28 protein-coding genes and 2 pseudogenes are annotated in these 26,418 nt (G+C 74.2%); 13 read left to right on the plus strand and 17 right to left on the minus strand.

Translation table 11 applies throughout. The features are described from left to right. The first annotated feature begins 8 nt into the window (after positions 1-8). On the plus strand, positions 9-914 hold the full coding sequence (locus tag AB0L25_RS02460) for a LysR family transcriptional regulator (protein ID WP_500167820.1): 906 nt from the start codon (positions 9-11) through the stop codon (positions 912-914). Positions 915-929: 15 nt separating this feature from the next. Here the strand turns inward: AB0L25_RS02460 and AB0L25_RS02465 are convergent, their stop codons facing one another. Genes AB0L25_RS02465 through AB0L25_RS02485 form a run of 5 tightly spaced genes read right to left on the minus strand, consistent with a single transcriptional unit; the run spans position 930 to position 4,575 of the window. After that, positions 930-2,156 (minus strand): styrene monooxygenase/indole monooxygenase family protein, encoded by a 1,227-nt coding sequence (locus tag AB0L25_RS02465; RefSeq protein ID WP_500167822.1) that lies wholly within the window; start codon positions 2,154-2,156, stop codon positions 930-932. 48 nt (positions 2,157-2,204) lie between these two features. After that, positions 2,205-2,822, minus strand: a complete 618-nt coding sequence (locus AB0L25_RS02470) for a GTP-binding protein (RefSeq protein ID WP_500167824.1) — start codon at positions 2,820-2,822, stop codon at positions 2,205-2,207. Next, positions 2,800-3,141, minus strand: coding sequence for a DUF742 domain-containing protein (locus AB0L25_RS02475; RefSeq protein WP_500167826.1), 342 nt, complete (start codon positions 3,139-3,141; stop codon positions 2,800-2,802). Before AB0L25_RS02475 ends, AB0L25_RS02470 begins: the two co-directional genes overlap by 23 nt. A gap of 46 nt (positions 3,142-3,187) precedes the next feature. Continuing rightward, a complete protein-coding gene (locus AB0L25_RS02480) occupies positions 3,188-3,628 on the minus strand; it encodes a roadblock/LC7 domain-containing protein (protein WP_500167828.1) in 441 nt (146 codons plus the stop codon). Then, positions 3,625-4,575 (minus strand): sensor histidine kinase, encoded by a 951-nt coding sequence (locus tag AB0L25_RS02485; RefSeq protein WP_500167830.1) that lies wholly within the window; start codon positions 4,573-4,575, stop codon positions 3,625-3,627. Before AB0L25_RS02485 ends, AB0L25_RS02480 begins: the two co-directional genes overlap by 4 nt. Before the next feature lie 97 nt (positions 4,576-4,672). Between AB0L25_RS02485 and AB0L25_RS02490 the strand changes: the two genes are divergently transcribed. Then, positions 4,673-4,858 carry a hypothetical protein gene (locus AB0L25_RS02490; RefSeq protein WP_500167832.1) on the plus strand — a complete coding sequence of 62 codons (186 nt, stop codon included), beginning with the start codon at positions 4,673-4,675 and terminating at the stop codon, positions 4,856-4,858. A 248-nt stretch (positions 4,859-5,106) separates the two neighbouring features. On the opposite strand, the gene AB0L25_RS02495 is transcribed toward AB0L25_RS02490, so the two are convergent. Then, entirely contained in the window at positions 5,107-7,080 is a 1,974-nt protein-coding gene (locus AB0L25_RS02495) for a heavy metal translocating P-type ATPase (RefSeq protein WP_500167834.1), read from the minus strand. 80 nt (positions 7,081-7,160) lie between these two features. Between AB0L25_RS02495 and AB0L25_RS02500 the strand changes: the two genes are divergently transcribed. Further along, the gene (locus AB0L25_RS02500; protein ID WP_500167835.1) at positions 7,161-7,523 is read left to right on the plus strand and encodes an ArsR/SmtB family transcription factor; all 363 of its coding nucleotides are present in this window, start codon (positions 7,161-7,163) and stop codon (positions 7,521-7,523) included. A gap of 69 nt (positions 7,524-7,592) precedes the next feature. Here AB0L25_RS02500 and AB0L25_RS02505 read toward each other — a convergent pair whose 3' ends face one another. From AB0L25_RS02505 to AB0L25_RS02515, 3 genes and pseudogenes are all read right to left on the minus strand, one after another. Beyond that, positions 7,593-7,736 carry a hypothetical protein gene (locus AB0L25_RS02505; RefSeq protein ID WP_500168107.1) on the minus strand — a complete coding sequence of 48 codons (144 nt, stop codon included), beginning with the start codon at positions 7,734-7,736 and terminating at the stop codon, positions 7,593-7,595. A gap of 104 nt (positions 7,737-7,840) precedes the next feature. Further along, a pseudogene (locus AB0L25_RS02510) lies at positions 7,841-7,972 on the minus strand (NAD(P)-binding protein); the annotation flags it as partial. Beyond that, positions 7,972-8,103, minus strand: coding sequence for a hypothetical protein (locus tag AB0L25_RS02515; RefSeq protein ID WP_500167837.1), 132 nt, complete (start codon positions 8,101-8,103; stop codon positions 7,972-7,974). The gene AB0L25_RS02515 and the pseudogene AB0L25_RS02510, both read right to left, overlap by 1 nt. A gap of 353 nt (positions 8,104-8,456) precedes the next feature. Here AB0L25_RS02515 and AB0L25_RS02520 point away from each other — a divergent pair, with 353 nt between their 5' ends. Then, a complete protein-coding gene (locus AB0L25_RS02520; protein ID WP_500167839.1) occupies positions 8,457-8,825 on the plus strand; it encodes an ArsR/SmtB family transcription factor in 369 nt (122 codons plus the stop codon). Further along, positions 8,822-9,319: an SRPBCC family protein gene (locus AB0L25_RS02525; protein WP_500167841.1), complete on the plus strand. Its 498-nt coding sequence runs from the start codon at positions 8,822-8,824 to the stop codon at positions 9,317-9,319. Before AB0L25_RS02520 ends, AB0L25_RS02525 begins: the two co-directional genes overlap by 4 nt. A 51-nt stretch (positions 9,320-9,370) precedes the next feature. Here AB0L25_RS02525 and AB0L25_RS02530 read toward each other — a convergent pair whose 3' ends face one another. From AB0L25_RS02530 to AB0L25_RS02540, 3 genes are read right to left on the minus strand one after another with little or no spacing between them, the layout of a single operon-like run. Next, positions 9,371-9,763 (minus strand): VOC family protein, encoded by a 393-nt coding sequence (locus AB0L25_RS02530; RefSeq protein WP_500167843.1) that lies wholly within the window; start codon positions 9,761-9,763, stop codon positions 9,371-9,373. Next, the gene (locus tag AB0L25_RS02535) at positions 9,760-10,116 is read right to left on the minus strand and encodes an ArsR/SmtB family transcription factor (protein ID WP_500167845.1); all 357 of its coding nucleotides are present in this window, start codon (positions 10,114-10,116) and stop codon (positions 9,760-9,762) included. Before AB0L25_RS02535 ends, AB0L25_RS02530 begins: the two co-directional genes overlap by 4 nt. Beyond that, positions 10,106-10,534 carry an SRPBCC domain-containing protein gene (locus AB0L25_RS02540; RefSeq protein ID WP_500167847.1) on the minus strand — a complete coding sequence of 143 codons (429 nt, stop codon included), beginning with the start codon at positions 10,532-10,534 and terminating at the stop codon, positions 10,106-10,108. Before AB0L25_RS02540 ends, AB0L25_RS02535 begins: the two co-directional genes overlap by 11 nt. A gap of 133 nt (positions 10,535-10,667) precedes the next feature. Here AB0L25_RS02540 and AB0L25_RS02545 point away from each other — a divergent pair, with 133 nt between their 5' ends. Next, positions 10,668-11,129, plus strand: a complete 462-nt coding sequence (locus tag AB0L25_RS02545; protein ID WP_500167849.1) for a VOC family protein — start codon at positions 10,668-10,670, stop codon at positions 11,127-11,129. Between the two features lie 45 nt (positions 11,130-11,174). Here AB0L25_RS02545 and AB0L25_RS02550 read toward each other — a convergent pair whose 3' ends face one another. Further along, positions 11,175-11,645 carry a hypothetical protein gene (locus AB0L25_RS02550; protein WP_500167851.1) on the minus strand — a complete coding sequence of 157 codons (471 nt, stop codon included), beginning with the start codon at positions 11,643-11,645 and terminating at the stop codon, positions 11,175-11,177. A gap of 135 nt (positions 11,646-11,780) precedes the next feature. Continuing rightward, positions 11,781-12,521 carry a MerR family transcriptional regulator gene (locus AB0L25_RS02555; protein ID WP_500167853.1) on the minus strand — a complete coding sequence of 247 codons (741 nt, stop codon included), beginning with the start codon at positions 12,519-12,521 and terminating at the stop codon, positions 11,781-11,783. A gap of 27 nt (positions 12,522-12,548) precedes the next feature. Between AB0L25_RS02555 and AB0L25_RS02560 the strand changes: the two genes are divergently transcribed. The 3 genes and pseudogenes from AB0L25_RS02560 to AB0L25_RS02570 form a co-directional block, all read left to right on the plus strand. Next, a complete protein-coding gene (locus AB0L25_RS02560) occupies positions 12,549-13,016 on the plus strand; it encodes a DUF6194 family protein (protein ID WP_500167854.1) in 468 nt (155 codons plus the stop codon). Positions 13,017-13,029: 13 nt separating this feature from the next. Beyond that, positions 13,030-13,788: a MerR family transcriptional regulator gene (locus tag AB0L25_RS02565; RefSeq protein WP_500167856.1), complete on the plus strand. Its 759-nt coding sequence runs from the start codon at positions 13,030-13,032 to the stop codon at positions 13,786-13,788. Positions 13,789-13,831: 43 nt separating this feature from the next. Continuing rightward, positions 13,832-14,560, plus strand: a pseudogene (locus AB0L25_RS02570) (SAM-dependent methyltransferase); the annotation flags it as partial. On the opposite strand, the gene AB0L25_RS02575 reads toward AB0L25_RS02570, so the two are convergent. The 3 genes from AB0L25_RS02575 to AB0L25_RS02585 all read right to left on the minus strand — a co-directional run bounded on the left by AB0L25_RS02575 (position 14,497) and on the right by AB0L25_RS02585 (position 22,309). Continuing rightward, positions 14,497-19,476: a DNA repair ATPase gene (locus AB0L25_RS02575; protein WP_500168090.1), complete on the minus strand. Its 4,980-nt coding sequence runs from the start codon at positions 19,474-19,476 to the stop codon at positions 14,497-14,499. The pseudogene AB0L25_RS02570 and the gene AB0L25_RS02575 sit on opposite strands and share 64 nt — an antisense overlap. Before the next feature lie 127 nt (positions 19,477-19,603). Continuing rightward, on the minus strand, positions 19,604-21,625 hold the full coding sequence (locus AB0L25_RS02580; RefSeq protein WP_500167858.1) for a flotillin family protein: 2,022 nt from the start codon (positions 21,623-21,625) through the stop codon (positions 19,604-19,606). A gap of 45 nt (positions 21,626-21,670) precedes the next feature. Further along, on the minus strand, positions 21,671-22,309 hold the full coding sequence (locus AB0L25_RS02585) for a hypothetical protein (RefSeq protein WP_500167860.1): 639 nt from the start codon (positions 22,307-22,309) through the stop codon (positions 21,671-21,673). Between the two features lie 405 nt (positions 22,310-22,714). On the opposite strand from AB0L25_RS02585, the gene AB0L25_RS02590 reads away from it, so the two are divergent. The 4 genes from AB0L25_RS02590 (at position 22,715) to AB0L25_RS02605 (ending at position 26,416) form a co-directional block, all read left to right on the plus strand. Beyond that, positions 22,715-23,728 carry a sulfotransferase family protein gene (locus tag AB0L25_RS02590; RefSeq protein WP_500167862.1) on the plus strand — a complete coding sequence of 338 codons (1,014 nt, stop codon included), beginning with the start codon at positions 22,715-22,717 and terminating at the stop codon, positions 23,726-23,728. A gap of 70 nt (positions 23,729-23,798) precedes the next feature. Next, positions 23,799-24,467: a TetR/AcrR family transcriptional regulator gene (locus tag AB0L25_RS02595; protein WP_500167864.1), complete on the plus strand. Its 669-nt coding sequence runs from the start codon at positions 23,799-23,801 to the stop codon at positions 24,465-24,467. A 333-nt stretch (positions 24,468-24,800) separates the two neighbouring features. Continuing rightward, positions 24,801-25,490, plus strand: coding sequence for a hypothetical protein (locus AB0L25_RS02600; RefSeq protein WP_500167866.1), 690 nt, complete (start codon positions 24,801-24,803; stop codon positions 25,488-25,490). A gap of 161 nt (positions 25,491-25,651) precedes the next feature. Then, positions 25,652-26,416 (plus strand): hypothetical protein, encoded by a 765-nt coding sequence (locus tag AB0L25_RS02605; RefSeq protein WP_500167867.1) that lies wholly within the window; start codon positions 25,652-25,654, stop codon positions 26,414-26,416. Positions 26,417-26,418 lie beyond the last annotated feature (2 nt).

Here is a 26,418-nt window from a genome sequence, read left to right on the forward strand (position 1 = left end):
CTGGCGGCATGGACGTCGACACCCGGTTGCTGCGCTACTTCGTCACGGTGGCGGAGGAGGGCAACCTGACCCGCGCGGCCGAGCGGCTGTACGTGTCGCAGCCCGCGCTCACCAAGCAGATCCGGCAGCTCGAGAACCGGCTCGGGGTGCGGCTGTTCACCCGGTCCCGGGCCGGGATGGCGCTCACCGAGCCGGGCCGGGCCCTCGCCGACCGCGCGCCCGCCCTGCTGGACGGCTGGGACGACGCGTGGCGCGCGGCGACCGCCGCGTCCCGCCGCGCGGCGCGCGTCCTGCACGTCGGCTACCTGGCGAGCGCGGCGAACGAGGCGACGCCGCGCATCATCGCGGCGTTCGCGCGGCGCCGTCCGGGCTGGCGGGTCGAGATGCGGCAGGCGCCCTGGTCGGCGCCCGCCGCGGGCCTGGACGACGGGGCGGTGGACGTCGCGCTCGTCCGGCTCCCGTTCCCCGGGCAGGACGGCTTCCGGGTGGAGGTGCTGCTCACCGAGCCGCGCTGCGTCGCGCTGCCCGCCGCGCACCCCCTCGCCGCCCGCGACGCGATCGCGTTCCGGGAGCTGTGGGACGAGCCGTTCGTCGCGGCCCCGCCGGAGACCGGCCCCTGGCGGGACCACTGGCTCGGCACCGCCGACCGGGACGGCCGGGAGCCCCGCGTCGGCGCCGTCACCGAGCAGCCGGACGACTGGCTGAGCGCCATCGCGAACGGGCTCGGCGTCGCCCTCGCGCCCGCGTCCGCCGCGCGCTTCTACGCGCGTCCCGGGATCGTCTACCGGCCGGTGGACGGCGTCGCGCCGAGCCGGGTCGCGGTCGCGTGGCCCGCGGCCGCCGACGCGAACCCGGTCGTCCGGGACTTCGTCGCGTGCTGCCTGGACGAGCTCCCGGCCGGGGACGGCCGCTGACCGGGGGCGCGCCGGTCAGGTGACGGAGGCGAGGTACTCCTCGGTCTTGACCGGGTCCAGCAGCCAGTTGGAGAAGTCCGCCGGGTTCGCGTAGCCGTGCGCGAACCGGTACGCGACCCGCTCGTTCTGCGCGGCCGTCGCGAGGACCTTCTGGACGTGCTCGGGGAGCGGGCCGAGCATCATGTTCGTGTAGGCCGTCGGGTGCTTCGCGTACTCCCAGTAGGCGTCGAACGTCTCCTGCATCCACGCGGGGTCGAACGGGCGGTCGCCCCGCTCCAGGATCGACCGGAAGTAGATCTCGGCGCACCGCACCGCGTTGTTCGAGCCCTGCCCGGTCACCGGGTCGTTCGCGACGACGACGTCCGCCATGCCGAGGACGTGCGCGGTCGGCGACAGCGTCCCGACCGGGTGCCGGACGACCGGCGCGTAGCCCCCGTAGAGGGTGCAGCGCGCGTCGGTGGGCTGCGCGCCGACCGTCCGCTCGTACTCCCATGGCGCGAACCGCCGCATCATGTCGAGCGTCCGGGCGAGGTGCCCGGCCGGGTCGGGACGGTCGTCCCACACGTCGAACGGGCCGCCGGGGACCGCCTCCCACAACAGGATGTCGCAGGCGCCGGTGTTGGTGTAGCCGGGCATGAAGAACAGTTCCCCGACGCCCGGCGTGGCGGTGATCCGGACGTGCGGCTCGGGGTGGTCGGGCCACGGCGTCATGCCGTGCACGTAGATGCACGACAGCTTCCGCTGCGGGCGGTCGTAGGGCGAGCGGCTCGCGTCCCGGTCGAACAGCTCCACCAGCTCGCCCTTGCCCGCCGCGATGATCGTCAGGTCGTAGAGGGCGGAGAGCCCCTCCAGGTCGGAGGTCATGACGCTGTGGTAGACGGCGTTCCCGCCGCGCTTCTCGAACAGCTCCAGCCAGCCCGCCATCTTGACCCGCTGGTCGACCGACTGGGCGAAGTCGTCCCAGCGGCCCAGCGTCTGGAACGCCCGCTCGCCGGGCGGGCCCGCGACGGTGACGCGCTGCGCGACGATCCGCGGCGACCGGTCCTCCCACAGGTTCAGGCCGTGGTCCCGCTCGATCTGGAGCTGCGGCCAGAAGATGCACTGGGTCGACATGATCCGGCCGCCCCGGATCTCGTCCGGCGTCCGCGCCGACATGACCGTGACCTCGTAGCCTTCGGACTGCAGGCTCAGGGCGAGCTGCAGACCGGCCTGGCCCGCGCCGACGATCAGGATCCTTCGCATTGCTTCCTCCCTATGCGGGGGCGGGTCTTCAGGTGTGGACGCGCGGGCTCACCTGGCGGCGCGTCCCGCGGTGGCCTGGAGGGTGTGGCTCAGCGCCCCGGTGAGGACCTGGACGACCGAGCCGCGGTCGCGCGCGTCGAACGTCACCAGCGGCACGCCGTCGTCGAGCCGCAGCGCCGCCCGGATCTGCGGGATCCGGTGCGTCTGCACCCCGTCGAACAGGTTCACCGCGACGATGAACGGGACGTCGGAGTCGTTCTCGAAGTAGTTGACGGCCGGGAACGACACGTCCAGCCGCCGCGTGTCGACGAGGACGACCGCCGCGCTCGCCCCGCGGCACAGGTCGTCCCACATGGGCCAGAACCGCGGCTGCCCGGGCGTCCCGAACAGGTACAGCAGCAGGTCGGACGCCAGCGTGACGCGGCCGAAGTCCATCGCGACCGTGGTGGTGGTCTTGCCGCCGCCCTCGCGGACCGGGTCGACGTTCGCCGCCGCCTGCGTCATCCACGCCTCGGTGTTCACCGGCGGGATCTCCGAGATGGCCTCCACCAGCGTGGTCTTGCCGACGCCGAACCCGCCCGCCACGACGATCTTGACGGACGTGCGCGCGATTGTCCGTCCGGACGGCCGCCGGGACGCCGCGTCAGGCGAGCTCGCGTAGACCATCGATCACTCTCTCCAGGACGTGCGGGTCGTACGGGGAGGTGTCGGCGTCGGCGATCGCGACCCGGTCGCCGGCCGCGAGGTCGGCGAGCAGGACGCGGGTCACCCCGAGCGACACCCCGCAGTGGGCGGACAGTTCGGCGACCGACTCGGTCACGGCGTGCGCCCGCTGGTACAGCGCCCGCGCCTCGGGCAGCAGCCGTTCCGCGAACGCCGCGTCGTACCGGGTGCCCGAGACGAGCGTGTGCACCAGCAGATGCCGGCGGCCCCGGGTGCGTCCGCCGGTCAGCACGTACGGCCGGACCCACGGATTGGCCGTCATGTCGTCCCTCCTGCCGGATCGGTCACGGCGGCGCTCACGGGCGCGCTCATGGCATCGCCTGCTCCGCCATGCGGCGCAGGTCGTCGCGCATCTGCGGGGTGAGGACGCGCCCGGCGCCGTGCACGAACTTCGTCATCTCGTGGGCGACGGCGCCGAGGTTCGCGCCGTCGCCGACCAGCACGGCCAGCCCGGCGAGCTGCCCGATGCTCATGAACAGCAGGTGGCCGGTGCCGAACTTCAGCATGATCTGGTCGCAGCCGCCCGCGCCGACGTGCCCCGCGATGTTGTTGCCGAGGCTGATCATCCCGCTGGTCAGCGCGGCCATGGGGTCGACGAACTCCGACGGGTGCGACCCGGACTCGACGAGCGCGAGGCCGTCCGACGACACGATCAGCGCGAACCGCACGCCGGGGGTCGCGGACGCGAACTGCCTGAGCAGCCACCCGAAGTCCTGAGGGCCGGTCGGTCCGGTGGTGGCGATGCTCATTGCCGTCCTTCCTGCTGCTCGTCGGCGGGTCGGCGCGCGCCCGCGGTGAAGGCGTCCAGGTCCGCGGCGAACGACCCGGGGCCGGTGCCCGCGTGCGGGGCGGGATCGGCGGGTTCGGCGAGGGCGGGGCCGGAGCCGGGGCCCGCGGCGGCGTCGGAGACGGGGCGCAGGCTCGTGCGCTGCCGGCGCGGCAGCCCGCCGAGGTCGGCGTCGCTCGCGATGTTCAGCGCGGGCGCGGTCCGCGCCGGGCGCTCGGCGCGCCGCGCCATGGTCAGGTTCCCGACCGCCGGGGGCGCGTCGCCCGCCCGGGGCTCGGCCGCCGGGACCTCGCAGAGGAGCTGCGGCGGGACGGTCACCATGGCGATGGTCCCGCCGGTCCGGGCCGCGAACCGGACGGTGACGCCGTGCCTGCGCGCCAGCCGGTGCACCACGGGGAACCCGGTCTGCCGCGCGGTCTCCCGCGTCATCGGCGGCACGGGCCCCGCCAGCGCGGCGTTCAGCCGGTCGAGCTGCTCGGCCGGCATGCCGATGCCCGAGTCCTCGATGCGGAGCATCACGCCGCCGTCGTCCAGCAGGTGCGCGCTCACGGTCACCTGGGCGGGCGAGAACCGCGTCGCGTTGTCCAGGAGCGCCGCGACGAGGGACGCCGCGTCCTCGACCGCGTGCGCGGGCACCGCGAGGTCCACCACGCGCCGGATCGACACCTGCCGGTACCCCTCGATGGACGACGCGGCCATCCGCACGACGTCCAGCAGGGACGTGTCGGCGCCGGAGACGTCCGCGTCGCCGCGGTCCGCGAGCACCCGCAGGTCGCGGGCGACCCGCCGCATCCGGGTCACGCCGTGGTCGATCTCGTACAGGGCCTCGAGCCGGTCGGGGTCCTCCTCCCGGCTTTCGAGCATGTCCATCGCGGGACGCATTTTCTCCGCGAGCACGAGGAACTGCATGCAGAATCGCTCGCACAACTCCGCCCACACGTCCGCATCGCCGCGGCGGAGTTCCAGTGCGGCGCCATCGGGGAATCCGGGCGCGGCCGTTTCGGGAATGGACACCGCGTGCTGCGGCGCCGCCGCGGGCGGCGCCGCCGCGGGCGGCGGCGCCGAGGGCGCCGGTGCCGCGGGCGGCGGGACGGGCGCGGGCGCGGCGGGGGCCGGGGGAGGGACGGGCGGCCGTGCCGCCGGTCCTCCGCGCCTCCACCACCTCACCGGCGGGCTCCCGGGGTCGCCTTGACGGTTTCGCGGGCAGGCACGGTCGCGCAGCGGGGGACCCGGCGTCGCGTCACAGTCGCCTTCTCCAGTCGAGCATCGGGGTACAGACACATGCGGCGGCCGTTCCGCGCGCCACGCCGGGCCGCGCCACGTCACCGTCCGCTAAGAGGGCATCGGTAAGCGTTGCACACGTACCGGTGGTGATCAATGCATAGCGGGGAGGTGATCGCTAATGCCATAAAAAGGGCGATATGCGTGATTTGGCGGCAATTACCCGGTCTTTGCGGGGGTGGCGGCGGCGCGGCGCCAGGCGCGGTCGGTCAGCAGGCGCAGCCCGTTGAGCCCGACCAGGATCGTGGACCCCTCGTGCCCGGCCACGCCCAGCGGCAGCGGCAGCGTCCAGGCCAGGTCCCAGACGACGAGCACGGTGATGAACGTCCCGGCGATCACCAGGTTCTGCGCCACCAGCCGCCGGGCCCGCCGCGCGAGCGCGACGACGGCGGGCACGGCGGGCAGCTCGTCGCGGACCACGACGACGTCGGCGGTCTCCAGCGCCAGGTCGGACCCGGCGCGGCCCATCGCGGCGCCGACGTGCGCGGCGGCCAGCGCGGGCGCGTCGTTGACGCCGTCGCCGACCAGCAGCACCCGCCGCCCGTCCGCCTCCAGTTCCCGGACGGCCGCCACCTTGTCCTGCGGCAGCAGCCCCGCGCGGACGTCGGCGACGCCGACCTCGGCGGCGGTCCGGGCGGCGGCGCGCGGCGCGTCCCCGGTGAGCAGGACGGGCGGGGCCCCGGTCAGCCGGTCCAGTGCGGCGACGGCGGCGCGGGCGCCGGCGCGCGGCCGGTCGGCGACGCCGAGCACCCCGGCCGGGACGCCGTCGACGGTGACGAGCACGGCGGTGCGGCCCGCGTCCTCCAGCCGGACGGCGTCCGCGGGGCGCTCGCCGCCGAGCAGCCGCGCGGGGCTGCCGACCGCAACCGCGCGGCCGTCCACGGTCGCCGTCACGCCGACGCCCGGCGCGGACGCGAAGCCCGCCGCGTCCGGGACGGCCAGGCCGCGGGCCCGTGCGGCGGCGGTGACCGCGCGGGCCAGCGGGTGCTCGCTGGGATGCTCGGCGCCCGCCGCCAGCCGCAGCAGGTCGTCCGCGCCGAGCCCCGACCCGTCCGCCGGGAGGACGTCGGTCACCTCGGGGGCGCCCTCGGTGAGGGTGCCGGTCTTGTCCATCGCCACCGCGTCGACCTGCGCCAGCCGCTCCATGACCACGGCGGACTTCACCAGGACGCCGTGCCGCCCGGCGCACGCGATCGCCGACAGCAGCGGCGGCATGGTGGCCAGCACCACCGCGCACGGCGACGCGACGATCATGAAGGTCATCGCGCGCAGCAGCGTCGGCTCCAGCGCGGCGCCGAACGCCAGCGGCACCGCGAACAGCGCGACCGTCGCGACGACCATGCCGAGCGAGTACCGCTGCTCGACCTTCTCGATGAACAGCTGCGTCGGCGCCTTCGTCCGGGACGCCTCCTCGACCATCGCCACGATCCGCGCGAGCACCGAGTCGGCCGGGTCCCGCTCGACCCGCACGGTGAGGGCGCCGGTCCCGTTCAGCGTCCCGGCGAACACCTCGTCGCCGGGCCCCTTCGCGGCGGGCAGCGGCTCCCCGGTGATCGTGGCCTGGTCGACGTCGCTCGTCCCGTCCAGCACCCGCCCGTCCCCGCCGATCCGCTCGCCGGGCCGCACCACGATGGTGTCGCCCGCCCGCAGCCGTCCGGCCGGGACCGTCTCCTCCCCGCCGTCGCCGGTCCGCCGGACGGCCGTGGCGGGCGCGAGGTCGAGCAGCCCGCGCACGGAGTCGGCGGTGCGGGCGGTCGCGACGGCCTCCAGCGCGCCGGACGTCGCGAAGATCACGATCAGCAGGGCGCCGTCCATGACCTGCCCGATCGACGCCGCGCCCAGCGCCGCGAGCACCATCAGCAGGTCGACGTCGAGGGTCCGCTCGCGCAGCGCCCGCAGGCCCGCGAGCCCCGGCTCCCAGCCGCCCGCCGCGTAGACGAACGCGTACAGCGTCCCCCAGACCCAGGCGGGCGCGCCGAGGAGCTGCAGGGGGAGCGCGACGGCGAACCCCGCCAGCGCGGCGCCCGCCCAGCGGACCTCGGGCAGGACGAGGAACCGGCGGCGCGCGGCCGCACGGCCCCCGGCGTCCCGGACGGCGCGCGGGGGCGCGGCGGGCAGCAGATCGGACGACATCGCGGCGGGCTCCTTCGGGCATGATGACAGGAACACATGAACAATAATTCATGTGTCGCACGGATGCGTACGATGAGCCCATGGGCCACGGAGTCGCACCCCTCGCCGGCGGGGTGCCGCGCGCCCGGCTGGACGCGGCCACCGCCGGGAAGGTCGCCACCACCCTGCAGGCCCTCGCCACCCCGTCCCGGCTGCTCATCCTCGCCCGGCTCCGCGAGGGCCCGCTCGCCGCGACCGAACTGGCCGCCGAGGTCGGCATGGAGCAGTCGGCCTGCTCCCACCAGCTCCGCCTGCTGCGCAACCTCGGCCTGGTGACCGGCACCCGCAAGGGCCGCTCCATCGTGTACGCCCTGTACGACGACCACGTCGCCGAACTCCTCGACCAGGCCCTCTACCACGTCGAGCACCTGGGCCTCGGCCTCCCCGACACCCCGGACGCCTGACCCCCCCCGGCCCCGGTTAGCCCCTAGGGCGGGCCGGGAGGTCGAGCGTGCCGTCCGTCCGGCGGGCGGTCAGAGGGCGCGGGTGACGCGGGGGTCGGTGGACGGGACGGGGTCCTCGCGGCCGACCCACGGGGCGCCGCCGAAATGCGCGGTGAAGATCTTCTCGGCGGTGCGGGTGGCGAGGGCCTGCACGGTGAGGGTGTCGAGCCGCACCTTGGCGACGGCCCCGTGCTCGTCGGCGACCGGCAGGCCCGTTCTCCTGCGGGCGGTAGGCGGGCCCGGCCGTGTCCTTGGTCGTTGGCGTCGTTCTCGTAGTGCGTCCACGCCCCGCGCGGATCGGTGCGGTGGGGCCCGGCCTCCAGCAGCAGGACGTCGAGGCCCCGCGCGGCGAGTTCCTTGGCGACCACCGGGCCGCCGCCTCCCGCGCCGACGACGATCACGTCGCGCATCAGCCCGTCGCCTCCGTCCGTCCCCGGTGGTAGCCCTTGAACTCGTCCCAGCCGTCCGCGGAGGGGGTGTGGCCGGACGCGCGCCGGCCCGCGGGGCGCCCGGTCAGCCGCCGGGTCCGCGGGTCGAACACGCCCCACTCGCTGTAGCCGCCGAGCGCCGGGGGCCGCGGCGAACGCGCCGGTGAGCCCGGTCGCGCGCAGGAAGGCGCGACGTTCCGGTGAGGGCATCGCCATGGGGAGCCTCCTTCCAGGCGGGGGATCCGGAGACAACGCGGTTCCTGCTCCGGCCCGGGTGCGCGAAACGCGCCGCCGGAAGCCGGATGTGGCCCGCCGCGCCACGTTTGACCAGCGGTTTTGTCACCCGATTGACAGGCCGTCCAAGAGGCCGGGCGCCGCGCGCCGGCCGGATGCGCCCGCACGGCCGATCACCGGCTCCGGCCGGGTCCGGGTGGACAAACGCGTAACATGATGGTTACGTATTTCCATGGACGTCTTCCACGCGGTGGCCGATCCCGTGCGCCGGCGCATCGTGCTGCTGCTCGGCGACGGGCCGCTCACCGCGGGCGCGCTCGCTGCGGCGTTCCCGGAGATCAGCCGGCCCGCGGTGAGCCGCCACCTGCGGGTGCTGCGCGAGGCGGGCCTGATCACGGCCGAGCTCGTCGGCCGCGAGCGCCACTACCGCGCCGAGCACGGACCGCTGCGCGAGATCGACGCGTGGCTGGACGCCGTCGGCGGGCGGGTCTGGGAGCGGCGGTTCGACGCGTTGGAGACCGAAGTCCACCGGGCGCGGCGCGACCGCCGAGCCCGGCCACCGGCGGGCGAGCCGCCCGCGGACACGAGGAGCACAGGATGAAACCCACGCCCACCGGACGCCTCGTCGCCGCGGCGACCGGCACCGACCTGGAGATGACCCGCACGTTCAAGGCGCCGATCGAGGACGTCTGGGCGAGCATCACCGAACCCGACCGGACGGCCCGGTGGTTCGCGCACTGGCGCGGCGAGGGCCGCCCGGGCGCGACCGTCCGGCTCACGCTCGTCCACGAGGAGGGCAGCCCCGAGAGCGACCTGACGATCATCGCGTGCGAACCGCCGCACCGGCTGGAGGTCGAGACCGTCGACGAGTACGGCCGCTGGCACCTGGAGGCCCGCCTCGCCGAGGACGGCGGGGTGACGACGCTGACGTTCCTGCACCATCTCGACCCCGACACCGAGGTGGCGACGACCGGCCCCGGCTGGGAGTACTATCTCGACCGCCTGGCCGCCTCCGTCGCCGGGACGCCCGCACCGTCCTTCGACGACTACTACCCGGCCCACCGCCCGTACTACGAGGGCCTCACCGCCGAGTAGCGCCGGCGAGGACGTCCGGTCCCATCCAGCCCGTCTGCACCGGCCCCGGCATCAGTCGTCGTCGGGCAGGCGGAGGATGTGCGGGACGCCGACGGGATTGCTGATCCAGTGGGCGTTCATCCCGGACGGGAGCGGTTCCAGTTCGTCCTGGACGGTGACGCCGTGCGCGGCCAGGTGCGCGGTCGCGCGGTCGACGTCGTCGGTGAACAGCTCCAGCCACAGGTCTGCGCGCGCATAGTTGTCGACACGGTCGAACCACAGCGTCACGGGGCCGAACCGTACCGAGGCGCTCTGCGCCACGCCCTCCGCCACGCCTCCCGCGTGGCCGCTCTCGTCGGTCACCTCCATGCCCAGCACATCGCGGTAGAAGGCGACGGTGCGGTCGAACTGCGCCTTGGGCAGCTTCATGGCGATGTTGTGGCCGCCGCTGAAGGTCGGGCTCATGGCATGTCCTCCTGTGTTCGGTCGAGGTGGTCGCGCAGGGCGTCCAGGTGGCCGTCCCAGTCACGCGCGAGCGCGGCGAGGAACGCCTGCGCCACGGCGATCGGCCCGGTCTGCAGGCGATAGCGGATCCGGCGCCGCTCCCCGGCTTCGGCCCGGACCAGGCCCGCTTCGGCCAGCAGGCCGAGGTGTTTGGCGATCGCCTGCCGGGAGATGGGCAGCCGTTCGGCCAGGTCGGTCGCGGTGGCCGGTCCGCGGGCCGCGAGTTCGGCGAGCACGCCGCGGCGGGTCGGGTCGGCCAGCGCGGTGAACACCGCCTGGGCGATCAGTTCGGTGTCGGGGCGGTCAGGCGGCATCGAGGTACTCGGCCAGCTCGGCCAGTTCCGTCCGCCACCCCTTGACGTTGCTCTCGTACGCCTCTGCCAGTTCGCCGGGCACCTGGGCGAAGCCGGTCTCCACGACCGTGAGCCGGGTGCCCGCGGGGATCGGCTCGAGGGTGAACTCCACGAACGTCCGGCGCGGGTCGTTCGGCGGCAGGCCCTCGATCGCCCAGCTGTAGGCGAAGCGGCGGGGCGGTTCGACGACCCGGATCCACAGCGTGTGCTCCTCCTCGCCCCAGCGAACCCGCGCCCGGCCGCCGGGACGCAGGCCGTCGACCTCGGCGCCGGAGCCGAACCAGCCGCCGAGGCCTTCGGCCGTGGTCAGGGCCGCCCATACCTTCTCGGGCGGGTGGTGCAGGACGACCACGCGCTCGATGCGATCCGGCACTGGCACGGGACCCCCTCTATCGCAACCAACTGGTTGCAATATAGGTCGGCCGGCGGGCCGTGGCAAGCCCGGGTGCGTGCGCGACGGTCCGCGAACGCGTTTGACCTTCTCGCTACGTCAACTTCTAGCGTTCCGCGCCATGAGCACTCCAGAGATCGACCGCACCATTTACCCCATGCCGATGTTTCCGACGTTCCAGGTCACGGACCTGGCCGCCGCCGAGGCGTTCTACAACGCGGTGGGCTTCGTCTCCCTCGCCATCGTGCCGGGACCGAACGGTGGCCCCGCGGTGGTGCACCTGCGGCGGACGAAGTACCAGGACATCCTGATCGTTCCCGGTGAGCCGGTGCGCGGCAGCGCGACCGTGAGCTTCAACGCCTTCGGGCAGGACCTCGCGGAACTCGCGACCGCGCTCCGGGCGGCGCTGCCGGACGGCGCGCGCGTCGAGGGGCCCGCCGACACCCCGTGGTTCACGTCGGATCTGACGATCGACGACCCCGATGGGAACCGGATCGTCCTCACCGCGCAGCGCGAGGCGGAGCGGGAGGCCGCCCTCGCATGGACGAAAGAGTTCGAGGGCGACTACATCGTCGAGGACTAGCCGCGCGTCGGCCCCGGCTCGGCGAGCCGGGGCCGGTGGCGGTCGTCAGCGGCAGTGGGAAGCGGCGGGGCTGGTCTCCAGGTGGCGCTTCCCGTGGAAGTAGATGTCTCCCGCGGCGTGGATGCAGCGGTTCCCGGCGGCCTTCCAGACGGGGCCGGCGTAGTAGGCGAAGTCGCCGTCCTGGGTTTCGGGCTTGCCGTGGTAGCGGCAGGCGCGGGCCGGGCGGGTCTCCTTGCAGGCCGCCAGGAACACGGTGGTCCGCAGCTTCTTCCCGCGCGTGGCGCCGAGGTGGTTGAGCATGGCGCAGTTCTTGCCCCGCTGGTAGTAGACGACCAGTTCGGCGATGGGCTTGCCCTTGTAGTGGGCCACCTTCCGGTCGATGAGGCTGCCGCCGCACCGCGCCGCGGCGGCCGTCCCGCCGGTGTCCGCCGCCTGAGCGGGCCGGACGGCGAACGCGGCCACCGACGCGCCGGTCGCGAGGGCCAGCCCCGCCGCGGTTCCGATTTTGAACTTCATCCGTCTTCCTCCCCGAGCCTGCCGTACACGACGGTCGCTCATTGTATTGATTCGACCACCGAGGGCAATGACGTGCAGGTGACGAACACCGCTCCTTCCGCGGTCCCGTGGCCGGGCCGGGAGGGCGCGTCCGTCCTAGGCGGGCGGCCCGAGGAGCGCGGCGAGCGCGGCGGCGGCGTGGAGGAGGGCGGACGAGCGGGCGTCGATGCTCGCGTCCCGGTCGGCGAGCGCGGCCATCACCTCGTCCCACCGCCGCGCGCGCCGCAGCTCCGGCATCAGGGCGCGCAGCGCGGTGATCCGGTACCCGGCCGAGCGGAGCTGGTGGACGATCCGCGCGGCGCGGACGTCGCCGGGCGCGTACCGGCGGGCGGCGCCGGGCGTCCGGCGGGGCACGACGAGCCCTTCGGCGTCCCAGTGCCGCAGGGTGGAGGGGCGCACGCCGAGCGCGTCCGCGAGTTCGGAGACGCCCATCGCATCGGACGGCCGGACGTCGGCGAGGGGTTCGGCCGCGATCGCCTCGGCGGCCGTCCTGGCCTCGGCGACCTGGCGGCGTTCGGTGTGGAGGCGGGCGTGCGCGGCGTCGAGCAGGGCGAGCAGGTCGGCGGGCGTCGCGTGCGCGGCGCGCATGATCCGCTTGGCCTCGACGGGCCCGGTCCCCGCCGCGAGCGCCCGGTAGGCCAGGGCGGAACGCACGTGGACCTCGCCGTAGACCCGGTAGCCCGACGGCGTGCGCGCGGCCGGGGGCAGCACCCCGTCCCGCTCCAGGTTGCGCACCTGCTGGACGGAGCACCCGGCGCGCCGCGCCACGTCGACCGTGCGCAGCGAGTTGCGACTTTCCGTCGCTCCACCTGGCCATTCAGCGCTCGAAGTCTCCATAACCACTTGAATGTAACGCTGGAAGGCATGAGCATCGACGAGATCATCGAGTTCCTCGAAGGGCTGGAGGGCGTGCTGGCCGTCAAGCCCGGCCCGGGCGACGGGACGCCCGAGCTCGCGTGGGGCGACGCGTTCTTCTACTACTCGCCCGAGGGCGTCGTCCCGACGACGACGCAGCCGTTCGCGACGATCGTGACCAAGGACTACCCGGAGGACGGGGCGTCGCGGCTGAACCGTCCGGGCGCGTTCCGGGTGAACATCGCCGCCGGGAAGGACGCGTTCGTGCGGTGGACGGGCCGCGCGCCGCGCGACCCGGACACCGGCGCCCCCGACCCGAGCACCGCGGACGTCGTGCTCGCCCACCCCGTCTACGGCGAACTCGGCTGGCTCGCCGTCGTGAACCCCGGTCCCCGGACGGACGCCGCGGTGCGGGAGCTGCTCGGCACGGCCCACGACCTCGCCCGGCAGCGTTACCGGCGGCGGGCGACATCGTGACATCGTGACAACCGTGGAGTGGACGATTCAGCAGGTCGCGGCCAAGGCCGGCGTCACCAGCCGGACGCTGCGCCACTACGACGACATCGGGCTGCTGCGCCCGTCGCGGGTGGGCGAGAACGGCTACCGGTACTACGACGCGGACGCGCTCGCCCGGCTGCAGGCCGTCCTGCTGCTGCGGGACCTCGGCCTGAGCCTGCCGGTGATCGCGGACGTCCTGGACCGGCGGGCCGACGAGGAGGCGGCGCTCCGCGAGCACATCGGGCTGCTGGAGGGCGAGCGCGCCCGGCTGGAGCGGCGGATCGCGGCGGTCCGGCACACCCTCGACGCGCGGACCGCCGGGCGCGACCCGTCGATGGAGATGATGCTCGACGGGTTCAACGACCCGTACCGGGACGACGTCGTCGCGCGGTGGGGCGAGCGGGCGTTCCGGGAGAGCAACGACTGGTGGCGGGGCAAGACGCTGCGGGAGCAGGTGGCGTGGAAGCGCGACACCGACGCGCTGGTCGCGGCGTGGGTCGAGGCGTGGCGGGACGGCGCGGACCCCGCGTCCGCGCGGGCGCAGGAGATCGCCGCCCGGCACGTCGACTGGCTGCGCGCGATCCCCGGGACGCCGACGGCCGATGGGGACCGCGAGCGCGCCGCCGCGATGGTGCGCTGCGTCGGCGACACCTACGTCGAGAGCCCGGAGTTCGCCGCGACGTACGGGGGCCCGGACGGCGCCGCGTTCGTCCGGGACGCCCTCCACGAGTACGTCCGTGCTTCCATGTGAGTGGAGGCGAACCGCGGAACGAGCGGGAAGGAGCACGCGGACCATGGGCTCACACCCCGGAGTCGACACCACCGTGCCGCACTCGGCGCGGATCTGGAACTACCTCCTGGGCGGGAAGGACAACTACCCCGTCGACCGGGAGGCGGGCGACCGGATCTTCGCGACCTTCCCCGGCATGGTCGACATGGCCCGGCATTCGCGGTACATGCTCACGCGGGTGGTGCGGCACCTCGCCGGGGAGGCGGGGATACGGCAGTTCCTCGACATCGGCACCGGGCTGCCCTGCATGGACAACACCCACGAGGTCGCGCAGCGGCTCGCGCCCGCGTCCCGGATCGTCTACGTCGACAACGACCCGCTGGTGCTCGTCCACGCCCAGGCGCTGCTGAGGAGCAGCCCGGAGGGCGCCACCGACTACATCGAGGCGGACGTCCGCGACCCCGGCGCCATCCTGGCCGGGGCCGCCCGGACGCTCGACTTCGACCGGCCGGTCGCCCTCATGCTGATGGGCATCCTCGGCCTGATCGAGGACTACGACGAGGCGCGGTCGATCGTGCGGCGGCTGACGGCGGCGCTGCCGCCGGGCAGCCACCTGGCGGCCTACGACGGCAGCACCGCCGACCCCTCCTACGTCGCGTCGCTGGAACGGCACAACGGCCGCAGCCGCGGCGTCCCCTACACGCCGCGCAGCGTCGAGCAGATCGCGGGCTACTTCGAGGGGCTGGAGTTGCTGGAGCCCGGCGTGGTCCCGGTGACGCGGTGGCGTCCCGAGCCCGGCCCGTGGCCGGAGCCGCCGCCGGTGTCGTGCGCCGGGGGAGTGGCGCGCAAGCCGTAGCCGTCCGGGCGGTCCCGCAGGGCCCTGACCTGGTCGGCGAGGTGCAGGAGGGCGCCGACGGTCGGGTTCTCGGCGTCCAGGGCGCGGGAGCGCCGGTACGCCTCCTTCACCTCCGCCCACCGCGCGGCCTGCGCGGGCGTCAGGGCGCCGCGCAGCTCGGCGAGCTTCAGCAGGTTCGCCTCCGCGCCGGACGTGAGCGTCTGCGCCTCGGCGCGGTAGTGGTCGTCGATCGCCGCGTCGAGTTCGGCGCCGTTCATCACCGGGACGATGCGTTCGGCGAGCTTGTTCATGTCGCGGTACGAGCCCTGGAGGCGGAACGGGGGTTCGGTGCGGGACGCGTCGTCCTGCGCGGCCGACGCGATGTACGCGCGGTTCACTGCCAGGACGACCCGCTGCGCGGCCCCGAGCAGCCGCAGGACGGCGAGGATCCGCTCCAGTTCCGCTCGCGGGTACGGGTGCGAGAGCCGGTCGGGCCGCACCGAGGGGTCGCCGGCGGCGAGGCGGACGAGCAGGGCGACGTCCGCGCGGTCCCGCGCGGTCAGCGGCGCGAGGACGGGGTTCGAGGTGAGCGCGTTCTCGATGTAGCTGAGCGCGAACAGGTCGTCCTTCCCGGACAGGACGTCGCCGAGGTTGAAGACGTCGGCGCGGTTCGCGAGCATGTCGGGCACGCGGAACCGGGTGCCCGACTCGGTGTACGGGTTCCCGGCCATGCAGACCGCGAACCGCTTGCCGCGCAGGTCGTGGCCCTCGATGCGGCGCTGCGCGTCGCAGAGCGGGATGAACTTCTGCAGGAACTCGGGCGACGTGTGCTGGACGTCGTCCAGGTAGAGCAGCACGTTGTCGCCCATGCCGAGCGCGAAGCGGATCTTCTCGAGCTCGCGGCGGGCGGTGGCGTCCGGCGCCGCGGCCGGGTCGAGGGACGTGACGCGGTGGCCGAGCGCCGGTCCGTCGATCTTGACGAGGGCGAGGCCGAGGCGGTCGGCGACGTACTCCATGAGGGTCGTCTTGCCGTAGCCGGGCGGGGAGATCAACAGGAGCAGGCCCATCCGGTCGGTGCGCTCGCCGTCCCCGGCGGCGCCGAGCTGCTTGGCGAGGCCGTCGCCGATGAGCGGCAGGTACACCTCGTCGACGAGGCCGTTGCGGACGAAACCGCTCATCGCGCGCGGCCGCAGTTCCGCGACGCCGAGCCGGTCCGCCTCGGCGGCGAGCAGGTCGTCGCGGCGCCTGCGGTGCTCCCGGAACGCCGGGACGCGATGGGCGCGGAACCGGTGCGCGCGGGCGAGGATCTCGTCGAGCCGCAGGTCGAGGCGGCGGTCCGCGATGCGCGGGTGCGTGCCGAGGAGGTCCGCGACGGTGGCGGTGAGCGCGGCGGCGGAGTCGTAGCCGGGGACGTCGGACAGCAGCGCCGCGACGGCCTCCGGGAGGTCGGGGTCGTCGCCGGGGACGGCCGCGCCGAGCCAGGCGGCGGCGAGCTGGACGCGGGCGCGCAGGTCGGCGACGGCGGCCAGGTCAGCGTCGAGGGCGGCGCGGTGCGGCCCGAGGCCCGCCAGCAGCTCGCGCGCCCCCGGGGCGGTGACGAAGCCGTCCGGGGCGGTCGCCAGCTCCTCGACCAGGTACTCGGCGGCGAGCGGGTCGGCGGGCAGCCCGATCCGCTCGGCGAACTCCGCGACGGCCGGCGCCAGCTCGGCGACGAGGCCGGAGACGGTGTCGCGCCCGAACGCGTCCCGCGCGCGGACGAGCGAGCGGGCGCGGGTCGCCCAGCCGGACGCGTCCGGGGTGTGCGCCCAGAACAGGCGGGCGTTCGCGCGGGCGCGGGACGGGTAGCGCAGCAGGCCCGCGCCGTCGTGCAGGCGCAGCAGCGCGCCGAGGATCGCGGCGGCGTCGTGGTCGTGGACGCCGCGCTCGTAGCCCTCGTCGTACCGGTCGGCGGCGGCCGTCCGGACGACGTCGAGCAGCCGCCCGGAATCGGCGGCCGCCCGCAGCTCCGCGGGCCCGGCCTCGGCGAGGAGGGACGTCGCGAGGAACTCCGCCCGGTACATGCCGGGCGTTTCGGAGACGAGCGTCTGGCCCCGCAGCTCCGGGTCGGCGAGCAGCGGGTCGTCGACCGGCCGGCGGTACCCCGTCCCGGTGATCGCGAACGCCAGGCCGCCGTCGTGCGGGACGAGCGTCAGCTCGATGGGGCGCGTGTTGACGGCGAACCGGTGGCGGCCGAGCCGGATCGTGTCGCCGTCGTACAGGTCGAGCCGGTCCCGCAGGGCCCGCCCGGCCTCCTGCCGGGACGCCGCGACGCGCCCCTCCAGCTCCTCCGCGCGCACCGTGTCGTCCAGGTCGCGCAGCTCGTCCGCGATCGCCCGGAGGCGCGCGACCATCGCGTCGGTGGCGAAGTACGCGTTGACCTCGTCCGGCGACGGCAGCGCGGCGGCGCGGCGCCGCACCCCCGCGAGGATCCGCTCGGCGGACGAGACGAGCCGGTCGGTGCGGCGGGCCCGCTCGTCCAGGAGCGTCTGCCTGCGGGACGAGAACGCCTCGTGGACCTCGGTGCGCTTCGCCTCCAGCTCGGCGAGGAAGTCGTCGAGGTCGGCGAACCGCGCCTGCAGGGTCTCCAGCCGCAGGAGCAGCCGGCCCAGCTGATCGTCGCAGGACTCGGGGGTCGTCGCGGCGGACAGGGCGCCCGCGACGGTCTGGTCGAGCAGCGCCAGCTCGGCGGCGAACGCGGCGCGGCCCTCCCGGGCCAGCAGGTCGCGGCGGCGGCCGTCCAGGACGGCCCGGGCCCGGTTCAGCCCGCCGAGGACCTCGCCGACCCGCTCCAGGATCGCGGTGCGGGCCGTGGCGTCGGCGACATCGAGGTCGCCGACCACCTCGGTGACGACGTCGAGCCCCTCGTGCTGCGCGGCGAGGAGATCGGCGAGGGGCGCGGCCTCGGCCGCCGTCGCGATGCCCGCGGCGGCCTCCGCGATCCGCTCCACCTCGGCGCGGTAGCCGGTGAAGGCGTCCTCCCGCCGCAGGAACGCGACGGCGCCGTGCCCCGTCTCCCGCAGCCCGCCGGACGCCGCGCCCGCCAGCTCGTCGATCCGCGCGGCGTCGGCGTACCGCAGCTCGCGCAGCGACTCCAGGCGGCCCTGCACGCGCCGCAGCTCGGCCAGCCGCGCCACCCAGCCGTCCGCCGTCGCGGGCGGCTCCGCCTCCACGCGGCGCAGCAGCGCCCGCACCCGCTCGCCCGCCTCGGCGACGGCGGACGCGGCCTCGGCGGTCAGCGCCCGCACGTTCGCGTACTCGTCCAGAACCTGCACGGCCGCCGCGCGGACGTCCGCGAGCGGCCCGGCGAGCCCGCCCAGGTCCGGGTCGGCGAGCCAGTGGTGCAGGTCGGCGGCCCGGGTGCAGGCCGCGATGAGCGCCTCGAACACCGCGGCCGACGGCGACATCTCGCCCACCATCCGCACCACCGCGAGGCACTCGGAGATCCCCCGCACCAGGTCGGCGTTCCCCACGCGCTCCAGCGGGCCCGTCCCGACGGGCTGCGCGGCGGCGTGGTCGTCCGACACCAGCGGCGTCCGCCACACCTGCACCGGGTGGACGCGCGCCGGGTCGCCCGACGCCGCCCGCAGCACCACCAGCGTCCCGTCGTCGAACAGCGCGTACCCGCGGCAGCCGATCGGCGTCGCCACCTCCTTGCGGATCACGTTGTACGGGAGCAGCAGCGCGCGCCCGTCGGCGCGCGAGCAGAACGCGTAGACGACGTCCTCGCCGTTCGGCGACGCGATCGTCCGCTCGTACTCCAGGCCGGTCACGTCGGTGTCGAACGTCTTGACGGTGCCGGTGTCGAGGAGGAAACCGCCCGGGAACACCACGCCGTCGTCGCCGGGCAGGCGGCGGCACGCGCCCTCCAGACCGTCCAGCCGGACGGCGTCGCGCGTGCGGGTGTTGAACACCAGGTGCCGCCACGCCGTCTCGTTGTACGGCCGGACCCGCAGCAGGATCAGCGCGCCGACCCGGGCGTGCCGGACGTCCGCGTCCGCGAGGCTCTGCAGCGGCTCGTCCACCGGCTCGGCGAACACCTCGGCGCCGTCGGGCGTCGCGACGGTGAGGGAGCCGCCGACCGTCGACACGTGCAGGGCGTCCCGGATCGCGATGTGCGGGCGGCGCCCCGGCACGTGGTCGTCGCGGGTCGTCTCCGTCCACTCGACCGGCTTCGACGGGTCGTGCGCGGGCGGGGACCGGTCGTCGCGCTCGCCGTGGTTGTCCTCGTAGGCGACGGTGCCGTCCGGGGCGACCCGCCAGCGCAGCACGCGCAGGTCGGACAGGCGCGGGCCGGTCTGGAACACCGCGAGGAGGCGGCCGTCGAGGAGGCGGAGCCGCAGCAGGCGCGCCTGCCGGTAGTAGCGGTACATGTCGGCGAAGTCGCGGCGGAAGCGCGGATCGTCCAGCAGGCCCGGGACGGTCCCGGACTCGGCGAACGCCGGCCCGGCCCCGCCGTCGCCGCCCCGGCCCCCGCCCTGGACGAGGGTGTGGAGGGAGAAGACGTCCTCGGGCGCGGTCTCGGCGGTCTCGGCGGCCGCGCCGGGGGCGGGGGCGCCGCCGAGCAGCAGCGTTCCGCCGAGCGCGACGACGTCGCGCGGCACCCGCGCGGCGGGCGTGCGGACCCGCTCGGTCCCCGCGAGCCGCAGGCCGCCCCCGCCGAACACCTCCAGCCGCCGCGCGTTCAGCGCCTCCGCGCGCCCCGCCAGCTCGCCCGCGTGCTCGGCGAGCCGGGCCCGCAGCACCTCGTACGTCCCGTGATCGATGCCGGTCCCGCCGTTCGCCGTCCCGCCGTTCGTGGTCCCGCCGTTCGCGGTCTCGGCCGTCGCGGTCTCCATCGTCCCGCCGGTTTGCTCGCTCACGCGTCCCCTTCCCCTCGTCGAGTGCGGCGGGCCCGCCCCGGGCCCCTGTGCCGGGGCGGGCCCGCCGCGGCCGTCAGGCGGCGCCGGTCAGGCGGTGACCCGGTCAGGCCGTGACCGTCAGGTCGCTGCCGTTCGTGCTCGCCAGCGGCGCGTCCGCGACGCCGAGCCGCTGCGCGGCGTCGAGCAGGTCCGACAGCCCGGCGGCCCGCGGGCCGCCCGCCGCGATCAGCCGCATCAGCAGCGCGGACAGGGTCACGTCGCGGACGCCGCCCGCGCCGAGCGACCCGAGGACCTGCGCGAGGTCGTCGACCGGGCTGCCCGACCCGTCCAGCCACGGGCCCGCCACCGACCGCGCGACCTCGGAGTTCGCCACGAAGCCGTCCACGCTCTTGCCCAGCGCGATCGACCCGACGACCCGGTCGAAGAATGCGGTCTCGCCGCCGACGATGCTGATGTCGGCGCCCTCCAGCCCGGTCGCGAGCACCGCGGCCTGCGCCTCGGCGACCTGCCGCTGCACGTCCAGGCCCGCGAGCCGGATCTCCTTCTCCGTCTCCAGCCGCAGCCGGTACTCCTCGTGCTTGCGGGTGACGTCGTCCAGCGCCGCCATCGCCCCGGCCTTCTCGGTCAGGCCCTCCGCCTCGGCCTTGAGGCTCTCGCGGATCCGCTCCGCCTCGACCGCCGCGCGCTCGCGGGCGACGACCGCCTCGGCGCGTCCGGCCTTCTCGATGACCGCGGCGTCGGCGTCGCGGACCTGCACCTCGGCGAGCCCCGCCGCCGCGGCCTCCGCGCGCAGCCCCTCGGCCAGCCGGATCTTCGCCCGCGCGTCCAGCTCGGCGGTCTGCTGCCGGGTCTCGGCCAGCACCAGCTCCTCGCGCGCCCGGTGCTGCGCGGCGGCCTCCGCCGCCTCGGCCGCCTTGATGTCCTTGACGAGGTTCTCCTGCGCCTCGGCCTCCGCCCGGATGACGATCGCCTGCCGCGCCCGCTCGGCCTCCTCGACCGCGCGCAGCCGCTTGATCTCCTCCTCCTGCTCGGCGACGGTCCGCTCCACCGCGATCCGCTCCCGGACCACGTTCGCGATCTCCCGCTTCTCGCCCTCGACCTCCCGGTCGGCGGCGATGCGGGTCAGCTCCGTCTCCCGCTCGCGGGCGATGACCTCCAGCAGGCGGTCCTTCTCGATCCGCTCGCTCTCGATCGCGAGCACCCGCTCCTTGTTCTTCGCGGCGACCGCGACCTCCCGGTCCCGGTTCTCGTGCTGCACGCCGAGCTGCTCGTCCGTCCGGATGTGCGCGGTCTGCGCCCGCAGCCGCTCCTCGGCCTTCACCCGCTCGATCTCCGCCTGCTCGCGCGCCCGGACCGTCTCGATCTCGCGCTCCTGCCGCAGCTCGGCGTCCGTCCGGCGGCGCTCCAGCTCCAGGATCGCCTCGCGGGCCTCCACGTTCTGGCGGGTGATCTCCTTCTCCTCGTTGCGGGCGTGCTCGTTCGTGCGGACGTGCTCGATCGCCGTCAGCTCGGTGATCTTGCGGATGCCCTGGGCGTCCAGGATGTTCGACTTGTCGAGCGACAGCAGCGGCGTCTGCTCGAGGTAGTCGATGGCGGCGTCCTCGAGGCTGTAGCCGTTCAGGTCGGTGCCGATCACCTGGATGATGTGGTCGCGGAACTCGTTGCGGCGGACGTAGAGGTCGGCGAAGTCGAGGTGCTTGCCGACGGTCTTCAGCGCCTCGGAGAACTTCGCCGCGAACAGCTCCTGCAGCGTCTCCCGGCTGCTCGCCCGTTCCGTCCCGATCGCCTGCGCGACCTTGATGACGTCCTCGACCGTCTTGTTCACGCGGACGAAGAACGTGATGCGGATGTCCGCGCGGATGTTGTCCTTGCAGATCAGGCCGTCCCGCCCGGTCCGCTCGATCTCGATGGTCTTCACCGAGATGTCCATGAGTTCGGCCTTGTGCAGGACGGGGAGGACGACCGCGCCGGTGAACGTCACGTCCACCTTGCGCAGCTTGGAAATGATCAGCGCGCGGCCCTGGTCGACCTTGCGGAACAGCCGGGTGACCAGGAACAGCACGGCGAGTGCGATGAGCAGGACGAGCGCGATGAGCACGCCCGCCCCGATCGTGATGGCATCCATCAGTGATCCCTCTCGGGTGGGGGGAAATGAGGGTGCGGGGGATATTTAGAGAGCCGGAGGATCGAGCAGGGAATCGTGCGGCATGACCCAGAAGAACTGTCCGGCCGCGTCGTAATCGAAGATCAGTGCGGGGCTCCCCGCGGTGAGCGCGGTGCCCTCGGCCGCCCCCGCCACGGGCACGTCCGCCGCGGGTCGCCGCACCTGGACGAGCGCGGCGGAGCCGTCGGGCGCCGTCACCTCCGCCTGCCCGAAGTCCGGGCCCACGCGTCCCGTCCGGATGACGCACGGCAGGCCCACGAACTCGCGCAGCGACGTCCCGGGGGCGTCGCGGAACAGCCGGCGCAGCGGCAGGACGGCCGCGCGCGCGGCGGCCCAGCCGACCGCGGCCGCCGCGGGCAGCAGCAGCGCCCGCACGGCCGTGGCCTCGGACGACGCCGCACCGGCCAGGCTCGTGAACCAGGTGAAGGCGATCAGCAGGGACAGCGCCACGGTGACCGGGACGCCGCCGAGGCCCGCCGCCGCGAGCAGCCCGCCGTCCGCGCCGTCCGCGCCGCCGCCGTCGTCGAGGAGGTCGACGCCCAGGCCGCCGGCCAGCACGAGCGCCCAGTAGCCGGCGACGACGAGCAGCGCGAAGCTGAACAGGGCCGTCGGGAAACCGAGCGCGACATCAAAGAATTCGCCCATGAGAAAGCACGCTTCCGCCTCGGGACATAGGTGGACCGTCGGAGCGCCCGAATGGACGTCCGGTCAGGTGGACACGAATGCGGGGTGAGCGGGCTCAGCTATCCGGGAACGCGGTCGCCAGCGCCGCGACCCGCAGGCCGAAGAAACCTGCCGGGGGCGTGGCGGCGTACATGAAAAAGTGCCGGGTCATAAGTATCCAGGTCGCAAGACGGCTCTTTCGTCTCGCCGACCAGACTTCCCGGCACACCGGTAGTTAGATTAGCGCACTACTTACCGAACGGCAATAATTCAATAAGTTCCGTCACGCGCCGTGCGGATCCGCTCGCGCTCGGTCGACAAGACTTTCAGGCAACTTTGAGGTTCGTTGGACCGCGGGCTCAGGTCCGCGGCGTAGGTTGGCCCGGCATGACGACCCCGTCCCACCGGCCGATCTTCATCGTCGGATGCCCGCGATCGGGCACGACGCTGCTGCAGCAGATGCTGCACTGCCACCGGCGGATCGCGCTGCCGTCCGAGACGAGGTTCGTCCACACCGCCTACGACGCCCGCCACGACTTCGGCGACCTCGAACGCGAGGAGAACCGCCGCGCGCTCGGCGAATGGATCGCCAAGGGGCGCACGACGAAGTTCAAGGCGCTGAAGCTCGACCCGGACGCGACGATCGAGGAGATCGCCGCCGCGCCGCCCACCCTCGGCTCGGCCATCGCGACGGTGTTCCGCGCGTACGCCCGCGAGAACGGCAAGCCGCGCTGGGGCGACAAGCGGCCGAGCTACATCCGCCGGGTCGGGGCCCTGCGGCGGATGTTCCCCGACGCGCAGTTCGTCCATCTGATCCGGGACGGCCGGGACGCCGTCAGCTCGCTGAACCGGATGCCGTGGTACGACGGCGACCTGTTCTCCGCCACGCTGACCTGGCGGGACGCCGTCGACATCGGCCGCCGGCTCGGCGCCCGGCTCGGCCCCGACACCTTCTACGAGTTCCGCTACGAGGACCTCGTCGAGGACCCCGAGCGGGAGCTGACGCGGCTGTGCGCGTTCCTCGGCGAGGAGTACGACCCGGCGATGGCGGAGCCGCAGCACCACGCGCGCCGGACCGTCCCGGAGGAGCGGCGGTGGCACCTGCGCACGCACGAGGCGCCGAACCGCGCGGTGGTCGGGGCGTGGGCGCGGCGGCTGGAGGACTGGGAGGCCGACCTGGTCGAGCACGTCCTGGCGGCGCGGCTCCAGCGGCACGGGTACGGGCTGTCCGGCCGGTCGCGCCCGGCCGCCGCCCACATCACGCGGTTCCACCGGCAGGCCGCGTACCGGTGGCGCGCCCGCCGCACGACGGCCGCGAAGGAGGCCGTGCTCCGGGCCCGCGAACCGAACCCGGTCGTGTCGATGCTGAGCGGCCCCGCGGTCGACTCCGTGCAGTCGTGACAAGAGCCCCCCATGGGGGTGCGCCGTAGAATCGGCCGTCAGGAGCGTTACCGGACGCGATGGGCGGATCATGGGACACGGCGATCGGGGGGATCCGGCGCGGGCGGCGGCGGTCGGGGAGGCGGCGAAGCTGCCGTCGGGCCGGCATCGGCTGTCCCGCGACTACGTCGCCAGCAACCAGCGCGCCCGCATCCTGCGCGCGGTGACCGAGATCGTCGGCGGCAAGGGCTACGCGCAGCTCACGATCGACGCCATCGTCGGCGCGTCCGCGATCTCCAAGAAGACGTTCTACGAGCATTTCCGGAACAAGGAAGAGGCGTTCTTCGCCGCGTTCGACTCGATCGCGGCGCGGATGCTGGCGGCGTTCGACGACGCCGCGGCGGGACGGCGGGAACCGGACGCCCGGCTGCGCGCGGGCCTCGGCGCGCTGCTGGAGTTCCTCGCCGCCGAGCCGCTGGCCGCCCGCATGGGCGTGGTCGAGGTGCTGGCGGCCGGGCCGGAGGCGGTGGCCCGCCGTGACCGGATCAAGCAGCACTTCAGCACGATCGTGGTCGAGCACCTGCTCGCGATGTACCCCGACTTCCCCGAGCCGGAGCTGGCCGCCGAGGTGATCGTCGGCGGCGTCCACGAGGTGCTCTACAGCCGGATCAGCCGCGGCGAGGCGCACGCGCTGCCCGCCGTGCGGCGCGGGCTGGTCCGCATGTACGCGATCCCGGCGCTCCCGCGAACGTCCCACTGACCACTCGGTCACCACGGGACGCGCCGAAGGGCGCGCGGGTTCGTGACCGCATGCGGACATCCCTCCGCGTCCGCAAACCGCCACGCATCGTGCATCACCGTCGGTGACCTGAGTCACAGCTACCGGGATGTTCTTGCCATCGGTGACTGGCTCATCGCGCAGCGATGGCGGGGGAGGGCCCTAATCGGCCGCCGTCGCCCCGTTCTTAGAGCGTTTCCGAAAACGGCCCAGCGGTCGTCGGGGTACGCAGGCGTTCTTGAGAAACGGAGCAGTTTATGTTTCCGTTCGTGCACCGCAGGGATTCGTCCCCACCCCCACCGAAAGGACCGGATCATGCGGAAGCTCACCAGAGTCGCCCTGCCCCTTCTCGGCGCCGGCGCCCTCGTCCTCGGCGGTGCCACCGCCGCCGGCGCCACCACCATCGAGTCGGGCGGTGCCCCCTTCAGCGGCACCGTCGTCGGCACGAACCTGTCCAACGTCACCCTGACGGGCGTCAGCTCGCTCGGGCTGATCCAGACCACGTGCACCAGCGCGGAGCTGCGGGCGTCCGTCGACTCCGACGGCACCAACGGCTCCCTCGACGCCGCCGACATGCCCACCGCGGGCAACCCCGACTGCACCAACAACAAGGGCGGCACCACCCAGATCGAGGCCTTCGGCCTGCCCTACACCGGTGGCGGCGCCACCTACGACTCGGCCCACACCAACAACCGGGACGGGTACATCTACATCAACTCGCCCAACCCGGCCGTCAACATCGAGGCGACGCTGAACCTCACCTCGCTCGGACGGGTGGAGACCTGCAGCTACGGCCTCACCGGCGCGAACCAGCTGCAGATCGACCTGTACAACCACAACAACCCGAACAAGCCGGTTCCGGGCAACACGCACTCCCAGGGCCGGCTCGCGGGCCAGCAGCTCCAGCTGATCTCCGGCACCAGCGGCTGCCCCAGCTCGGCCTCCGCCTCGGCGACCTTCCAGATCGTCACCGCGTCCGGCGCGGACGTGACCATCGCCCCCTGATCCCGCTCCGCACCGCGCGGGCGGCGTGACCCGCGCCCGACCTCCGGTGCGGCCGGCCCGGCGTGATCCCACCCCGACCCGGGCCGGCCGCACCCTCCTCATCCGGCGAACCCGCTCCGCGCCGAATCTCCCTGACCCCCTCCACCCCCCTGGAGATCGCTGTGAGATCACCCTTCCGGCTGCGCCGCGCGGCCGCTGCCGCCGCCGTCGCCCTCGGCGCCGTCCTGACCGGCACCGCCCTCGCCGCGCCCGCCGCCGCAGAGGAGATCCCCGAGTTCAGCCACGAGGACTGCCCCGAACTGCCCGCCGGCGCCGTGCCCGGCTACTGGCTCTGCAACGCCGTGGTCGTCAGCGGCGGCGAGTTCTCGTTCGGCAGCTTCGAGCAGAACATCGAGACGCCGATGCGGCTCGTCTACGCGAACGGGTTCGACGCGAACACCTTCGAGGAGACGGCCATCCTCGCGAGCTTCGAGTCCGAGTGGATGCAGGTGCAGGAAGGGATCTTCGGCGACCGGTTCCTCTCGGCCGTGTACGCCAAGCCCGAGGCCGTCGACCTCGATCTCGTCAACGGCAACGTCCAGCTCGACCTGAAGGTCAAGCTCGGCAACCCGTTCCTCGGGTGGAACTGCACGATCGGCACCGACGCGAACCCGATCGAACTGAACCTGACCGTCGGGACGACGAACCCGCCGCCGCCCAACCAGCCGATCAGCGGCAGCCCGCCCGTGGACGTGTCCACCGACCCGTGGGTCGTGAAGACCACCCTCGTCGACAACGCGTTCTCCGTCCCCGGCGCGGACAACTGCGGGATCGGCGACTCCGCGAACTGGCTGGTGAACCTCATCGCGGGCCTGCCCTCGGACGCCGGCAGCAATACCGCGATCTTCGAGCAGTACGTGGCGGCGAAGTCCTACACCGAGCTGTGAGC

It is taken from the genome of Spirillospora sp. NPDC052242 (assembly GCF_040679555.1).
Taxonomy (GTDB): Bacteria; Actinomycetota; Actinomycetes; order Streptosporangiales; family Streptosporangiaceae; genus Spirillospora.

What these genes read in the sequence shown, in the direction of transcription:
- AB0L25_RS02555 (WP_500167853.1), bottom strand. Translation starts at nt 12,521, where the DNA reads ATGGAGACTTCGAGCGCTGAATGGCCAGGTGGAGCGACGGAAAGTCGC.
- AB0L25_RS02490 (WP_500167832.1), top strand. Translation starts at nt 4,673, where the DNA reads ATGGACACCGCGTGCTGCGGCGCCGCCGCGGGCGGCGCCGCCGCGGGC.
- AB0L25_RS02535 (WP_500167845.1), bottom strand. Translation starts at nt 10,116, where the DNA reads ATGCCGCCTGACCGCCCCGACACCGAACTGATCGCCCAGGCGGTGTTC.
- AB0L25_RS02460 (WP_500167820.1), top strand. Translation starts at nt 9, where the DNA reads ATGGACGTCGACACCCGGTTGCTGCGCTACTTCGTCACGGTGGCGGAG.
- AB0L25_RS02590 (WP_500167862.1), top strand. Translation starts at nt 22,715, where the DNA reads ATGACGACCCCGTCCCACCGGCCGATCTTCATCGTCGGATGCCCGCGA.
- AB0L25_RS02500 (WP_500167835.1), top strand. Translation starts at nt 7,161, where the DNA reads ATGGGCCACGGAGTCGCACCCCTCGCCGGCGGGGTGCCGCGCGCCCGG.
- AB0L25_RS02595 (WP_500167864.1), top strand. Translation starts at nt 23,799, where the DNA reads ATGGGACACGGCGATCGGGGGGATCCGGCGCGGGCGGCGGCGGTCGGG.
- AB0L25_RS02550 (WP_500167851.1), bottom strand. Translation starts at nt 11,645, where the DNA reads ATGAAGTTCAAAATCGGAACCGCGGCGGGGCTGGCCCTCGCGACCGGC.
- AB0L25_RS02575 (WP_500168090.1), bottom strand. Translation starts at nt 19,476, where the DNA reads ATGGAGACCGCGACGGCCGAGACCGCGAACGGCGGGACCACGAACGGC.
- AB0L25_RS02475 (WP_500167826.1), bottom strand. Translation starts at nt 3,141, where the DNA reads ATGACGGCCAATCCGTGGGTCCGGCCGTACGTGCTGACCGGCGGACGC.
- AB0L25_RS02545 (WP_500167849.1), top strand. Translation starts at nt 10,668, where the DNA reads ATGAGCACTCCAGAGATCGACCGCACCATTTACCCCATGCCGATGTTT.
- AB0L25_RS02585 (WP_500167860.1), bottom strand. Translation starts at nt 22,309, where the DNA reads ATGGGCGAATTCTTTGATGTCGCGCTCGGTTTCCCGACGGCCCTGTTC.
- AB0L25_RS02495 (WP_500167834.1), bottom strand. Translation starts at nt 7,080, where the DNA reads ATGTCGTCCGATCTGCTGCCCGCCGCGCCCCCGCGCGCCGTCCGGGAC.
- AB0L25_RS02480 (WP_500167828.1), bottom strand. Translation starts at nt 3,628, where the DNA reads ATGAGCATCGCCACCACCGGACCGACCGGCCCTCAGGACTTCGGGTGG.
- AB0L25_RS02600 (WP_500167866.1), top strand. Translation starts at nt 24,801, where the DNA reads ATGCGGAAGCTCACCAGAGTCGCCCTGCCCCTTCTCGGCGCCGGCGCC.
- AB0L25_RS02470 (WP_500167824.1), bottom strand. Translation starts at nt 2,822, where the DNA reads ATGGTCTACGCGAGCTCGCCTGACGCGGCGTCCCGGCGGCCGTCCGGA.
- AB0L25_RS02485 (WP_500167830.1), bottom strand. Translation starts at nt 4,575, where the DNA reads ATGCAGTTCCTCGTGCTCGCGGAGAAAATGCGTCCCGCGATGGACATG.
- AB0L25_RS02580 (WP_500167858.1), bottom strand. Translation starts at nt 21,625, where the DNA reads ATGGATGCCATCACGATCGGGGCGGGCGTGCTCATCGCGCTCGTCCTG.
- AB0L25_RS02525 (WP_500167841.1), top strand. Translation starts at nt 8,822, where the DNA reads ATGAAACCCACGCCCACCGGACGCCTCGTCGCCGCGGCGACCGGCACC.
- AB0L25_RS02530 (WP_500167843.1), bottom strand. Translation starts at nt 9,763, where the DNA reads ATGAGCCCGACCTTCAGCGGCGGCCACAACATCGCCATGAAGCTGCCC.
- AB0L25_RS02465 (WP_500167822.1), bottom strand. Translation starts at nt 2,156, where the DNA reads ATGCGAAGGATCCTGATCGTCGGCGCGGGCCAGGCCGGTCTGCAGCTC.
- AB0L25_RS02520 (WP_500167839.1), top strand. Translation starts at nt 8,457, where the DNA reads ATGGACGTCTTCCACGCGGTGGCCGATCCCGTGCGCCGGCGCATCGTG.
- AB0L25_RS02560 (WP_500167854.1), top strand. Translation starts at nt 12,549, where the DNA reads ATGAGCATCGACGAGATCATCGAGTTCCTCGAAGGGCTGGAGGGCGTG.